The organism is Bacteroidales bacterium (assembly GCA_021648725.1).
Lineage (GTDB): Bacteria > Bacteroidota > Bacteroidia > Bacteroidales > JAADGE01 > JAADGE01.
In genome coordinates, this window is the sequence record JAKISF010000011.1 from 14,708 (window position 1) to 28,768 (window position 14,061).

Below are 14,061 nucleotides of genomic sequence, written 5' to 3' on the forward strand. Positions count from 1 at the left end.
TGAGGGTTATGTTTTTTTAAGAATATAGCCCTCACTCTCTTTTTATTAAAAAACAATTTATGGAATTAAAACGAGTTGTTGTAACCGGTATCGGTACAATTAATGCTTTGGGTCATAATCTCAATGAAACTTGGGAAAATATGATTAAAGGAGTTAGTGGTGCAGGACCGATCACAAATTTTGATGCAAGCAAATTTAAGACAAAATTTGCATGCGAAGTTAAAAATTATGACCCGCTTAAATATTTTAAAAAACCAGTTGCTCGAAAATTAGACAAGTTTACTCAATATGCAATTATTGCTGCCGATGAGGCAGTTATAGATGCAAAATTTGATTTTGAAAAAATTAATTTAGACAGAGCAGGTGTAATTTGGGCATCAGGGATAGGCGGTCTTCAAACTTTCAGAGATGAAATTGTTGAATATACTCAAAGAGACTTTGACCCAAAATTCAATCCGTTTTTTATTCCGAAAATGATTGCAGATATTGCAGCAGGTCATATTTCAATTAAATATCAATTCAGAGGCCCTAATTATGCAACAGTTTCTGCTTGTGCGTCTTCTTCTCATGCACTTATTGATGCTTATAATCTTATTCGATTAGGTAAAGCAGATATTTTTATTTCAGGAGGTTCAGAATATGCTGTGACAGAAGCGGGTGTCGGAGGGTTTAATGCCATGAGAGCACTTTCAACCAGAAACGATGATCCTAAAACTGCTTCCAGACCTTTTGATGCCGGAAGAGACGGGTTTGTTATCGGTGACGGCGGAGCAGCTTTAGTTCTTGAAGAATATGAACATGCCGTGAAACGCGGAGCCAAAATTTATGCAGAATTTGCAGGCGGCGGAATGACGGGAGATGCCCATCATATTACAGCTCCGCATCCTGAAGGAAGAGGAGCAACAATGGTTATGAAAGCAGCTATTGAAGATGCCGAATTAACCCCGGAAGATATTGATTATGTAAATTTACACGGCACATCTACCGGTTTAGGCGATATTGCTGAAACTAAGGCAGTTGCCAATGTTTTTGGAGAGCATGCTTATAATTTAAGTATCAGTTCAACAAAATCAATGACAGGTCATTTGCTCGGAGCAACAGGAGCAATTGAAGCTATGGCATCTATTATGGCTATTAAAACAGGAGATATTCCACCGACTATTAATCACTTTGAGTTAGAGCCGCAAATTGATTCTAAACTTGATTTTACCTTTAATAAATCAAAACATCGTGAAGTAAGAGCTGCATTGAGTAATACATTTGGATTCGGGGGTCATAATGCATCATTAATTTTTAAGAAATTTGAATAATCAGGTTTTGTGACGGGTTCTTCTAAAAAAAGTCCTTGTGTTAACAGAAGATTTATAAAATCTTTAAAAAAACTTTTAGGCTTTAAACCTAAGGATATTAATTATTATGTCTTAGCATTTACACATAAATCTGCTGATTTTAACGAATGTTATGAAGTTTCTCTTCAAAACAATGAACGTCTTGAATTTTTAGGAGATGCAATTTTAGATGCAGTGATAAGTGAATTGCTTTATAAAAGATTTCCTACTGCGAATGAAGGTTTTTTAACTCAGATGAGAACAAAAATAGTTAACGGAAAAAAGTTAACGGAACTTGCTAAGAAATTAAATATAAACAAGCTGCTATTTGTAAAATCTGAAAAAAGCATTTCTGAGAGGATATATGAAGATGCTTTTGAAGCTCTGATAGGAGCAATATATCTTGACCGAGGATTTAAATATGCGAAACAGTTTGTGTCTCAGAAAATTATGGTTGAACATATTGATTTGAATAAACTTAAATTTGTTGATACAAATTATAAGAGTAGAATTATTGAGTGGTCGCAAAAACATAAAATTGAAATAGAGTTTTGTACAGATTTTATTTCGGAAGTTTCAAAAGACTTTAATTCGCAACTAAAAATTAACGGAAAAATAATAGGAGAGGGGAAAGCATATTCAAAAAAAGAAGCTGAACAGTTTGCATCTAAGCAGGCACTTGAGAAAATTAAAGAAGGATCGTTTAATCTAAAACCTTGAAAAAAATAAGATTTAAGCCGGAAATTATTCAAAAGAATGAAGTTATCGGGATTTCATCTTTATATGCCGATTATAAAATTGCTTGGTCTTTGAATGATACTCTTAAAATTAGCTTGTCAAAAGTTGAGGATATCTCTGTTGAGATGAAAAGAAATGAAAAAAACGAAATTTTGAATTTTTCTTTGTTTTCATTTTTTAATTCTGATGAAGATGCTTTTTTATTATTGTCAAACCAAGATAAGGGAAAAAAATTATCTTTAAAATACAAAAACATTGATTATTTTCTTTTCGTTAAAACTGATTCTGTCCAAATGAGAGAGATACTACAAAGAATTAGTAATTCCGATTTTATAAACGGCAGTTTTATACTGCAAGCAGATAATGTTTTAAAAAAGATAATGAGCAAAATATTTGAAGTTTAAAATAACTTTCGAGGAAAAAATCAGACTTAGTTTAATATTTCAACACTTTTTAAAACCATAACATCTTCATACTCGTCTGCAAGACCTATGTATCTATTTTCTATTTTCCAGAATAACTTAAAAACTACATCTTTAATTTCCGGATTAGAAACTAATTCAGGAAAAAATGAATCTTCAACCTCTTTATACGAAAATAAACCCTCCTCAACAGGATCAATATCAGAATAATAAAAATCAATGCTTTTCTCTGTATCTTTTTCAATAAAATGTAATCCTATTTCTCCCTCAACCATACTTGCACTGATAAAATTTGCAAGATAAACACCGTAATTTTTAGTTTCTACGGGCTTACTAATATAATCTTTTTCTGATTCAATAATTATTTCTTCATTCTTTGTGTCATTTGCCGAGTCAATATTATTTTGTTCATCCTCAACATTAATCGGAACAGTATTTACTGCAACTTCCGGTTCGGATGTGTTCTCTTCTTTATTCTCAGTATTGCAAGCAACAGAAAACAATAAAATTATTAACAAACAGATAACTGAATTTTTCATATTTTTTGGTTTTCACAAATTTAAGTTATTAAAATCATAATTTCAAATGAAATTTATATTTAGCCTATCCGCCCCAACTATCCCTGTCCAAGCTTCTGTATTGGATAGCTTCGGCAAGATGTTCCGATTTAATTTTTTCGGAAGATGCCAGGTCTGCAATTGTTCTGGATACTTTTAATATTCTGTCGTAAGCTCTTGCTGATAGTCCGAGCCTTTCCATAGCATTTTTCAATAATGCTCCTCCTGCCCCATCAATTCCGCAATAAATACGCATCATTTTCGGAGTCATTTGTGCATTACTGTGTATCTCTTTAAATTCTTCAAAACGTTTTTCTTGAATATTTCTGGCTGCAATAACTCTTTTTCTTACCATTTCTCCGCTTTCTCCCGGTTCTGCATCATCTAATTTTGAAAACGGAACAGGAACAACTTCTATATGAATATCAATCCTGTCAAGCAACGGTCCTGAAATTCTGTTTAAATATTTTTGAACAGCACCGCTTCCGCAAACACATTCTTTTTCCGGATGATTATAATAACCGCAAGGACACGGGTTCATAGAAGCAACCAACATAAAACTTGCAGGATAGTCAACCGTAAATTTTGCTCTTGAAATTGTAATTTTCCTGTCTTCCAAAGGTTGTCGCATAACTTCCAGAACAGTTCTTTTAAATTCAGGCAATTCATCAAGAAATAAAACACCGTTGTGTGCCAAAGAAATTTCACCGGGTTGTGGAAACTGCCCTCCGCCCACAAGAGCAACATCACTAATTGTATGATGCGGAGACCTGAATGGTCTTTGAGTTATAAGAGAAGCATTTTTTTCTGTTTTTCCGGCAACTGAATGGATTTTGGTTGTTTCTAAGGCTTCTTGTAAAGTCAAAGGAGGCAATATTGTAGGTATTCGTTTTGAAATCATTGTTTTTCCTGCTCCGGGAGGGCCTATCATAATAATATTATGTCCGCCGGCTGCGGCAATTTCAAGAGCACGCTTTACGTTTTCTTGTCCTTTTACATCTGAAAAATCTAAATCGGGAAGTGCTGTGTTCTCATAAAATTCCTTTCGTGTATCAACAATCGTTTGCTCTAATTTTACTTTCTCATCAAAAAAATCAATAACTTCCTTTATATTTTCAACACCGTACACTTCAAGATTATTAACAACTGCAGCTTCTTTGGCATTTTCTTTCGGAAGAATAAAACCTTTAAATTTCTCTGCTCTGGCTTGGACTGCAATCGGCAAAACTCCTTTTATCGGTTGTAATGTGCCGTCAAGGGAGAGCTCTCCCATTATAACGTATTTATGAATTTCATCTGATTTTATTTTTTCATCTGCAGCAAGTATTCCTATTGCAAGGGTCAAATCATAAGATGAACCTTCTTTGCGGATGTCTGCCGGTGCCATATTTATTACAACTTTTTTTCCGGGTATTTTATAACCGTGAACCCTTAATGCAGATTCAATTCTTTGTTGGCTTTCTTTAACTGCAGCATCGGGCAAACCGACTAAATAAAAATTTGCTCCTCTTGAAATATTAACTTCAACGGTAATAGTTGTTGCATCAACTCCTTGAACAGCACTTCCGTATGTTTTTACAAGCATTTTATAGAGATTATCATAAAGTGTGAAAGTTAATAAGAAAATATTAAACCAAAAAACAACGGTTAAGAATACCGTATAATTTACAAAAATACATTCTTAGTTTACGTTTGGTATAATTTATGTTTAATTCTAACTAAGCAAATCAATTAAACATCAAAAAATTAAATATTTATACTTGGTATGCTTTTTGATTTAGTAAAAAACATCAATCTATAAGAATGGAAAATACTATACGAGTAGAAAGAGCAAAAAAAAGAATCACACAGGCTGAGTTGGCAAAGCAAGTTGAGGTTTCACGACAAACCATTCATGCTATTGAAACAGGCAAGTTTGTTCCTTCAACGGTTTTAGCTCTTAAAATTGCACAATATTTCGGAATAACACTTGAAGATCTTTTTAAATTAGAAAATTCTGATTTTAAAAATAAATAATTCTCGCAATTCTATGAATCCGGTCATCTATGAATTCAAAATTAAAACGAAAACTATATGATATAGTTTTTGAAGCAGATACTCCCGCCGGAAAGGCTTTTGACATTTTCCTTCTTTTTGCCGTACTTTTAAGTGTTTTTGCTGTTATGCTTGAAAGTATTGATAGTTTTAGCGGTAAATACCCCCAATTTTTAAAAGTTTCAGAATGGTTTTTTACGGTAATTTTTACAATTGAATACATTATAAGAATAGCAATTGTAAATAAAAAGTCAAAATACATACTTAGTTTTTACGGAATAATTGATTTGTTTTCAATATTACCGACCTATGTAGGAATAATTATTCCCGGAAGTGCACACAGCCTTGCTGTAATACGTTCTCTCAGATTATTACGTGTTTTCAGAATATTCAAACTTTCTCGTTATGTAAATGAAAGTCAATCTTTAATGAAAGCATTAATTGCAAGTAAACAAAAAATCGGCGTTTTTTTCTTCTCAGTAATAATGATCGTTATATTACTCGGAACAATTATGTACCTTATTGAAGATAAAGAAGGTGGTTTTACGAGTATTCCGCAAAGTATTTACTGGGCAATTGTTACTTTGACAACCGTGGGGTACGGAGACATCGCTCCTGTTACTGATTTTGGAAAATTTATTGCAGGTGCGGTTATGATTCTCGGTTATGCAATTATTGCAATACCTACCGGAATCATTACTTCTGAAATGAATAAAGTAAATAAAAGCAAGGGGATAAGCACACAGGTTTGTCCGAATTGTTTGAAAGAAGGACACGACCCTGATGCTGTACATTGCAAATTTTGCGGAACAGAAATTAATCCGGATATTATTCCTTAATTTCAAATATTATCGTATATTTATGTTTTATAATACAAAATGTAAGATATGAAAAATCCGAATATTGCAGATAATAAACCTTTGATGTTTGAAACAGAAGCCGGAAAGAGTTATGCGTGGTGTTCATGCGGATTAAGTAAAAAAGAAGGCGGAGCTTTTTGTGACGGTTCACATATAGGAACAGATTTTACTCCGCATATTTTTGTTGCGGAAAAAACCGGTAAAGTTGCAATATGTATGTGTAAACATACCGGGAATAAGCCTTTATGCGACGGAACACATGCAAAATTATAATTAAAGCGATACCATTATTGCAATGTTTATTTTACGTTTTGAAAAGGTCGTTAATAATCATGTCTTCAACCAAATTAGGAACAGTAACTTTTAAATCGGGAGTTCTTTCCATTTCCCTTTTTAGAGCAAATAATGCTTCTTTATTTCTTGCCCAGCTTCTTCGAGCTATTCCGTTATTTACATCATAAAATAACATTTTTTTCAGTTTTGTTTCTGCTTCCTGTGTTCCGTCAAGCAGTATCCCGAATCCACCGTTTATAACTTCTCCCCAGCCGACTCCTCCGCCGTTATGAATTGATACCCATGTTGCTCCTCTGAAACTGTCTCCTATAACATTTTGTATAGCCATATCAGCTGTAAATTTACTTCCGTCGTAAATGTTTGAAGTTTCCCTGTAAGGCGAGTCTGTTCCGCTTACATCGTGATGGTCTCTTCCTAAAACAACAGGTCCTATTTTTCCTTCGGCAACAGCATTATTAAAAGCTTCGGCAATTTTAATTCGACCTTCGGCATCAGCATATAAAATACGAGCTTGCGAGCCTACAACCAGTTTGTTTTTTTTTGCATTTTTAATCCATTTAATATTATCTTGCATCTGCAATTGAATTTCTTCGGGAGAATTTTCCATAATTTCTTGCAGAATGTTCATTGCAATTTCATCGGTTTTGTTTAAGTCTTCCGGTTTGCCCGAAGTACAAACCCAACGAAAAGGACCGAATCCGTAATCGAAACACATGGGACCGAGTATGTCTTGCACATAAGATTTGTATTTAAAATCAATATTGTTTTCATCCATAACATCAGCTCCGGCACGTGATGCTTCTAAAAGAAACGCATTTCCGTAGTCGAAAAAATAAGTTCCTTTTGCAGTATGTTTATTTATTGCAGTTGCATGCCGACGTAAACTTTCTTGTACTTTTTCTTTAAAAAGTTCCGGTTTTTTTCGAATTAACAAATTTGATTCATCGTAAGTAATGCCGACAGGGTAGTAACCTCCTGTCCAGGGAATATGCAATGAAGTTTGGTCTGTGCCCACATGAACAAAAATATTTTCCTCATAAAAAGCTTCCCACACATCAACAATATTTCCGATATAAGCAATTGAAACAACTTCATTGTTTTTCTGTGCCAGCTTTACTCTGTTTATTAAATCTTTCATCTTTTCTGTTAAAACATCAACCCAAGCTTGTTCATGTCTTTTTTTTGCTGCTTTCGGGTTAACTTCGGCACAAACAGTAATACAGCCGGCAATATTCCCTGCTTTCGGTTGGGCCCCGCTCATTCCTCCGAGCCCGGCTGTTAAAAAAATTTTTCCTGCCGGGGTTTCATTTTTCGGAAGTATTTTTCTGAAGGCATTCATTACGGTAATGGTTGTTCCGTGAACAATTCCTTGCGGTCCGATATACATAAATGAGCCTGCGGTCATTTGCCCGTATTGTGTAACTCCGAGAGCATTAAATTTTTCCCAATCGTCAGGTTCAGAATAATTTGGAATCATCATTCCGTTTGTAACAACAACTCTCGGAGCATCTTTCGAAGAGGGAAACAATCCCATCGGATGCCCCGAATATAAATTTAAAGTTTGCTCATCTGTCATTATTGACAAATATTGCATAGTTATTAAATATTGTGCCCAATTTTGAAATACGGCACCGTTTCCTCCGTAAGTTATCAGTTCTTCGGGGTGTTGTGCAACTGCAGGGTTCAAATTATTTTGAATCATCAACATAATTGCAGCAGCTTTTTGAGATTTTGCAGGATATTCATAGATAGGACGAGCATAAAAATCGTAGCCGGGTTTAAAACGATACATATATATTCGCCCGAAATTATTTAACTCTTGTGCAAATTCTTGTGCAAGTTCTTGGTGCCATTTTTTTGGAAAATAACGTAAAGCATTTCTTACGGCAAGTTGTTTTTCTTCTTTTGATAATATGTCTTTTCTTTTCGGAGCCCTGTTTATTCCTTCGGGATATTTTCTTTTAGGGGGTAAGTTTTTCGGAATTCCTTGTTGAATTTGTTCTTTAAAAGTCATTGTCATTATTTGTTAAATCTATTTTTATTCCTATCTCAGATATTTTCGGAAGGTCTTTTTCTCTCATTCCGTGCATAAGGTTAAAAGTATAGATTCCTTTTTCCGGAAACCTTATGTTTGATTTGTATAAGAACTTATTTTTTATGATTTTTCCGCTTTTGGTGCCGTACCATTTACCTGTTTCATCTGCAATATAATATTGTAATGTGTCATTTTGGGTATTGCCGGAAGGAGATTGTGTGCGAATAAAAAGCCATAAGTTGTTTGTTAAAAAGTCTTCATTAATATTTATTTCAATATAAAAATTACAAAATTTGTTAATATCAGTAATTTCTGCTTTAAATTCAATATCTTCGTCAATTTCCCATATCTCCGATTCAACTTTTCTATTTTCAGAAATGACAACATTGTTATTGCATGAAGCAAGTGTTAAGAATAAAGCGGAAATCGTAATAAAAAGAGTTTTCATTTTAATAAATTAATCATTGTTGTTTCTTGGTTTTCGGTTTGAGTTTCCGGGGTATTTATTTCGGCGTTTATTGTACCTTTTTTTCTTCTTTTTATTATCAAATCTTGTAATGCTTTCTTGTCCGACGACATCGTCATAACCAAAAGAAACTATCGTTGAAACTCCTGCATCTTTAAGGGTGTCAGGTTTTTTTCCGTTTTTATTTAACTCTAAAATTTCAAATGCTCTTTCTACTGATATTGCAGTTACATTTTCAGAGCCGTATTTTTTGAAAGAATACCAAATTAATTTTTTGAATGTATCAATTTTCATAAAGTAGGCTGTTCCGGCTTCTGTTTCGAGGTTTGTTTTCGGAGGAAATGCTTTTATTGCATCTTTGTAACTTTCTTTTTCATAATTGATGCAACATTTTAATTTACCGCATTGTCCTGCTAATTTTTGCGGATTCATTGATAATTGTTGATCTCTTGCGGTATCAGTAGTGACAGATACAAAATCAGACATCCACGAAGCACAGCACAATTCCCTTCCGCACGACCCGATACCGCCTATTCTTCCGGCCTCTTGTCTTGCCCCTATTTGTCTCATTTCAATACGGATTTTAAATTCATCGGCTAAAACTCTTATAAGTTCTCTGAAATCGACACGTTTATCTGCTATATAATAAAAAATTGCTTTTGTTCCATCGCCCTGAAATTCGACATCTCCTATTTTCATATCAAGCTTGAGCCGTTTAGAAATCCTTCTTGTTTCAAGCATAATTTTATCTTCTCTTGCTGTTGCATTTTCCCATTTCTCAATATCAGCAGGTTTAACTTTCCTGTAAACAATTCTTAATTTGCTTTCAATAGGGATGCTTTTACGTTTCATTTGTTCTCTTACTAACTCTCCTGTTAAAGAAACTGTTCCGATATCATGCCCGGGAGATGCTTCCACGGCAACCATATCTCCATCTTTAAGGATTAGTTGGTTAACATTACGATAAAAAGCCTTTCTTGTATTTTTAAAGCGTACTTCAACAACATCCGGAGTATTGGATGTTTTCGGTAAGCCTCTTAAATCGTTAAATACATTTAATTTGTTGCAACTGTGAGGATTACATTTTGCACCTTTTTTTATTGCCTGTGAAGCACATCCTCTTAAAGTATAATCTTCTGTCTTCATTATTACTGTTTTGTTAAACAGCAAAGAAGGTATTTGTTCCTTTCCGGGAATTATTTAATTAATATGTTGATGTTTTTCTCAATTCTTATTTCTTAATTAAATATTATATCGTTTCATTTTTTATTTTCGGAACAACCAACTTTTTACTGTGGTTTAATTTTTAATAATCTTGCTGTTTTTAGTGCAAGATCTAAAAAAATGAGTTTTCCGTAACCGTTTCGCTCTATATGGTTATACGCTTGGGTAAACTCGTTTGTAATCTTTAAAATATTATCTTTATGTATAAACTTATAAAATTTTACAGAGAATTTTTTCTCTTTATCGGTCAAAAATACAATTTTATTTTGATTTTCAGGATTAATATTTAAAATAAAGTTCTCTCTGAATATTTGCAAAGTATATTCTAAAAACCGTTTCTGCACTTCTCGTCCGGCTTTTGACATTTGGTCTGACCAATTTATTAATTCGTTAATTTTTACGCCGTATGATAGTCTCATCAGTTCAGAAAACCATATAAAATTATCTGTATCAATATTATTGTCTGAATTACTTGTTAACTCATTTGCTTTTAAAAAATTTCCGTCTGAAATTCTTACAATTTCATGAACTTTATCATCATTAAACTCATATTTGTTTTTTATGCTTTCAAACATACTTTCTCGACTTATTTTAGGTATTTTTATTAACTGTACTCTTGAAAGTATTGTTTTGATAATATTCTCAACATCTTCTGCAACAAGGATAAATAATGTTTTGGGCGGAGGTTCTTCAATCATTTTTAAAAGTTTATTTGATGCCGTTACATTCATTTTCTCAGGTAGCCAAATTATCATTGTTTTATATTCTGATTCATAAGGTTTAAAACTCAATTTTTTTATTATTTTGCCACTTTCCTGTGCAAATATACCGGCTTGCTGATTCTCTGTTTCTAATTTTTGCAACCATTTTTCAAATCCGTGATAAGGACTTTCTAAAATAAAATTTCTCCAAACTGAAATGTAGTCATCGCTTACAGGCTTTGTAAACTTTTTTGTTCTTACAACCGGAAAAACAAAATGTAAGTCGGGATGAACTAATTTTTCGTATTTTTTACAAGAAGAACATTTTCCGCATGAATCATTTTCTCCTTTATTTAGGCAGGATAAATATTGAGCATAGGCAATTGCCATAGCCAGCTTCCCGTTTCCTTCCGCCCCGGCAAATAACCAAGCATGGCTCATCCTTTTTTGCTTGATAGTGTTCAGCAAATTTTCTTTTATTCTGTTATGTCCTGTAATATCTTTAAAAAACATTTACTTTTGTTTTCAAGTTCAAAAATAGAATATTTTATGTTTAATAAAAAATGAAGTATATTTTGATATGACAATTAATGATTATATTTTAAATCACACAGAAGAAGAAGACCAAACTTTAACTGAGTTATCGAGAGAAACTTACATGAAAGTTTTACGACCAAGAATGTTAACCGGCCATTACCAAGGTAAGTTTATTCAAATGCTAAGTAAAATGATTTGTCCTGAGAATATACTTGAAATAGGAACATATACGGGTTATTCTGCAATTTGTTGGGCAAAGGGTTTGTCAAGTAACGGAATTATTGATACGATTGAAATAAATGATGAGTTAGAACCGATAATTAAAAAACATTTTAAAAAAGCAAAAATCGAAGAAAAAGTAAAATTACACATAGGAGATGCTTTAAAAATAATTCCGGGAATCGATAAAAAATTCGATATAGTATTTATTGATGCAGACAAACCAAATTATTTAAATTACTATAAATCTGTCTTTAATAAAGTTAAGACCGGAGGATATATAATCGCAGATAATGTTTTGTGGAACAACAAAGTAATTAAACAAGATTTTTTTAAAGATGAGTCAACAAACGGAATAATTGAATTTAATAAATATGTTCACCATGATTCAAGAGTCGAAAATTTCTTACTCAATATCCGAGACGGCTTAATGGTTTTAAGGAAAAAATAATTCAAATCAACAATAATATATTACCCTTACTTTTTATTAAAGTAAAAAATTACTATTTTTGAAAACTTATATATAATAGTTTTATACCTTGATTATGGTTTTGAGAAAAACTTCGTCATCATTAATAATTGGAATAATACTGCTCTGTATCATTATTCTCAGTTTGCTTCACTTTCAGCTATCAAGGATTCTTGACGCCAAGCAGCAATATTTATCTAATTCAATAAAATTGCTTAAAACAAATGAACTTATTTTACAAAAAACAGATGTTCTTTCCGAACTTTTTTATTTGAATCAGATTAGTTCGCAAAATGAAGCTCTTGCTGCGGCAGATTTATTTGACTATACATTGTCAATTTTGATTAACGGAGGCAATATATCGGAATCGGGTAATATTGTTTTCATTGAAGTTCCTGATTCTGAAAAGTTGTTAAAACTAAAAGAAATTGAAAGTAATTGGCAAACATACTTTAAAATATTAAATCGCTTGTCGGAAAGCCCTGAAAATGAAGGTCTGTTAAGGTCGTTAAAAAAGAACTATAACTCTCTGTATTCATTTATTGAAAATATACAAAGCATCTATAATTCTGATTTGCAAAACAAACAAACATCGGCACTTATTATTAATATCATTGCAGTTCTTTTATACATAATATTAAGCATACTACTTTTCATTTTAATAAAACGCCGTTTTGTAAACCCGATAAAATCAGTCGAGTCCGTTATAGATGATATCACAAAAGGACGCTCTGTTTTTGAGCCTTCAAATTTGAACAATGAATTTTCAGTAATACATAATAAACTTGCAAATTTGTATTACAAAACAAATGAAATATCTGCTTTTGTAAAGCAATTAGTTGATGATGATTACGAAGTGAGATTTAAAAAATATAATAAAAAAGACATTCTGGAATTCTCGTTGGTTCAACTGAGAAATAAGTTGAAAGCAAATATCGAACTGAACAATAAGCGACAAGAAGAAGAAAAAACAAGACAATGGTTTGCAGAAGGACAAGCAAAATTTAATGATATTTTAAGAGAATCTTCTTCGTCAATCAATCTTTTAGCAGAAGCATCCATAAAAAATATTGTTAAGTTTTTTAATGCAGCACAAGGAGGCTTTTTTATTTTAAAAGAACAAGCAGAAAAAGTATTTCTTGAACTAAATTCAGCTTTTGCTTATGACCGAATAAAATCCTTAAATAAAATTATTCCTATAGGCGAAGGCTTAATAGGAATGTGTGCTCTTGAAAAAAATACAATTTGGATAAATAATGTTCCCGAAGATTATATGGAAATAGAATCCGGTTTAGGAGAAGCTCCGCCTACAAATATCCTTATTGTTCCTTTAAAAACCGAAGAAAACATTTTGGGAGTTATAGAAATTGCTTCATTTGAAGAATTCACTAAAAATGAAGTTGAATTTATTGAAAATATTGCAGAGGATATTGCTTCAACACTTGAAACAACAAAGATTACAGATAAAACTTCAGTATTACTTGATGAATCAAGAAAAAAAACAAAAGAACTTGCAGAAAAAGATGCCGAGATAACAGAAAAAATGCAAGAACTGAGAGAAATACAAAAAGAAGCCAAAAGAAGTGAAACCGAAATGTTCGGGTTGATAAAAGCTGTTGATAAAACATTAATTAAAATTGAAATTACAACAAGAGGGAAAATTACCTCTGTTAATAATCTTTTTGTTAAAACTCTTAATTCTCGAAAAGAAGAGATCAGAAATGTAAATCTATTTGAGATTATAAAGAATAAAGATGAAGGATTTATAAACAGTATATTGTCAAAAGTAAAAAAAGACGAATCAATTGAGCAAACACTAACATTTATCTCGAAAAATAATTCTGAAATATTTGTAAAATCTTTATTTACTCCCATAAAAAACGAAAAAGGACAAATTGTAAGAATATTGATACTTGCAAGCAATATCAACGAAACAGAAAAACTGACAAAGGAAAAAGCATTTTTAATAACAGAAACAGAAAAACAAAAAGAACAATTGTTAAACATTCATGTTAAAACAGAAAAAGATATAAAAGAATATCAAAAGAAAATAGAAAATTTTTCAAAAGAATTGAATTCTTATATTGAAAGAGAAAATAAGATTAAAGAAAAATTTCAAAGTGAAAAAGACAAAAAATATTTTCAGTGGTTAGGTAGCTTCAAATCATAAAGCTGTA

The 14,061-nt window shown here is 32.2% G+C and carries 14 protein-coding genes; 8 read left to right on the top strand and 6 right to left on the bottom strand.

Going from position 1 to position 14,061, the window contains the following annotated elements:
• The first annotated feature begins 59 nt into the window (after positions 1 to 59).
• Genes fabF through L3J35_05980 form a run of 3 tightly spaced genes read left to right on the top strand, consistent with a single transcriptional unit; the run spans position 60 to position 2,470 of the window.
• Positions 60 to 1,310, top strand: coding sequence for a beta-ketoacyl-ACP synthase II (fabF, locus tag L3J35_05970; GenBank protein ID MCF6365733.1), 1,251 nt, complete (start codon positions 60 to 62; stop codon positions 1,308 to 1,310).
• Positions 1,311 to 1,319: 9 nt separating this feature from the next.
• Positions 1,320 to 2,048 (top strand): ribonuclease III, encoded by a 729-nt coding sequence (gene rnc / locus L3J35_05975; GenBank protein ID MCF6365734.1) that lies wholly within the window; start codon positions 1,320 to 1,322, stop codon positions 2,046 to 2,048.
• Complete coding sequence (locus L3J35_05980) at positions 2,045 to 2,470, top strand: IPExxxVDY family protein (protein ID MCF6365735.1); 426 nt, start codon at positions 2,045 to 2,047, stop codon at positions 2,468 to 2,470. Before rnc ends, L3J35_05980 begins: the two co-directional genes overlap by 4 nt.
• A 26-nt stretch (positions 2,471 to 2,496) precedes the next feature.
• On the opposite strand, the gene L3J35_05985 is transcribed toward L3J35_05980, so the two are convergent.
• Together L3J35_05985 and L3J35_05990 are read right to left on the bottom strand one after the other, a co-directional pair.
• Entirely contained in the window at positions 2,497 to 3,027 is a 531-nt protein-coding gene (locus L3J35_05985) for a hypothetical protein (GenBank protein MCF6365736.1), read from the bottom strand.
• Between the two features lie 64 nt (positions 3,028 to 3,091).
• Entirely contained in the window at positions 3,092 to 4,630 is a 1,539-nt protein-coding gene (locus L3J35_05990; protein MCF6365737.1) for a YifB family Mg chelatase-like AAA ATPase, read from the bottom strand.
• 218 nt (positions 4,631 to 4,848) lie between these two features.
• Between L3J35_05990 and L3J35_05995 the strand changes: the two genes are divergently transcribed.
• The 3 genes from L3J35_05995 to L3J35_06005 are packed head-to-tail and all read left to right on the top strand — an operon-like array spanning position 4,849 to position 6,212.
• A complete protein-coding gene (locus tag L3J35_05995) occupies positions 4,849 to 5,061 on the top strand; it encodes a helix-turn-helix transcriptional regulator (GenBank protein MCF6365738.1) in 213 nt (70 codons plus the stop codon).
• Between the two features lie 29 nt (positions 5,062 to 5,090).
• Positions 5,091 to 5,918: an ion transporter gene (locus tag L3J35_06000; protein ID MCF6365739.1), complete on the top strand. Its 828-nt coding sequence runs from the start codon at positions 5,091 to 5,093 to the stop codon at positions 5,916 to 5,918.
• 48 nt (positions 5,919 to 5,966) lie between these two features.
• Positions 5,967 to 6,212, top strand: coding sequence for a CDGSH iron-sulfur domain-containing protein (locus L3J35_06005; protein MCF6365740.1), 246 nt, complete (start codon positions 5,967 to 5,969; stop codon positions 6,210 to 6,212).
• Between the two features lie 31 nt (positions 6,213 to 6,243).
• On the opposite strand, the gene L3J35_06010 is transcribed toward L3J35_06005, so the two are convergent.
• The 4 genes from L3J35_06010 to L3J35_06025 form a co-directional block, all read right to left on the bottom strand.
• Positions 6,244 to 8,253 carry a urocanate hydratase gene (locus tag L3J35_06010; GenBank protein ID MCF6365741.1) on the bottom strand — a complete coding sequence of 670 codons (2,010 nt, stop codon included), beginning with the start codon at positions 8,251 to 8,253 and terminating at the stop codon, positions 6,244 to 6,246.
• Positions 8,237 to 8,716 (bottom strand): gliding motility lipoprotein GldH, encoded by a 480-nt coding sequence (locus L3J35_06015; protein ID MCF6365742.1) that lies wholly within the window; start codon positions 8,714 to 8,716, stop codon positions 8,237 to 8,239. Before L3J35_06015 ends, L3J35_06010 begins: the two co-directional genes overlap by 17 nt.
• A 9-nt stretch (positions 8,717 to 8,725) precedes the next feature.
• Positions 8,726 to 9,880: a hypothetical protein gene (locus L3J35_06020; protein ID MCF6365743.1), complete on the bottom strand. Its 1,155-nt coding sequence runs from the start codon at positions 9,878 to 9,880 to the stop codon at positions 8,726 to 8,728.
• A gap of 143 nt (positions 9,881 to 10,023) precedes the next feature.
• Positions 10,024 to 11,172: a DNA polymerase III subunit delta gene (locus tag L3J35_06025; GenBank protein ID MCF6365744.1), complete on the bottom strand. Its 1,149-nt coding sequence runs from the start codon at positions 11,170 to 11,172 to the stop codon at positions 10,024 to 10,026.
• A 67-nt stretch (positions 11,173 to 11,239) separates the two neighbouring features.
• Between L3J35_06025 and L3J35_06030 the strand changes: the two genes are divergently transcribed.
• Positions 11,240 to 11,866, top strand: a complete 627-nt coding sequence (locus L3J35_06030) for a class I SAM-dependent methyltransferase (protein MCF6365745.1) — start codon at positions 11,240 to 11,242, stop codon at positions 11,864 to 11,866.
• Between the two features lie 229 nt (positions 11,867 to 12,095).
• Entirely contained in the window at positions 12,096 to 14,054 is a 1,959-nt protein-coding gene (locus L3J35_06035) for a GAF domain-containing protein (protein MCF6365746.1), read from the top strand.
• Positions 14,055 to 14,061: the final 7 nt, after the last annotated feature.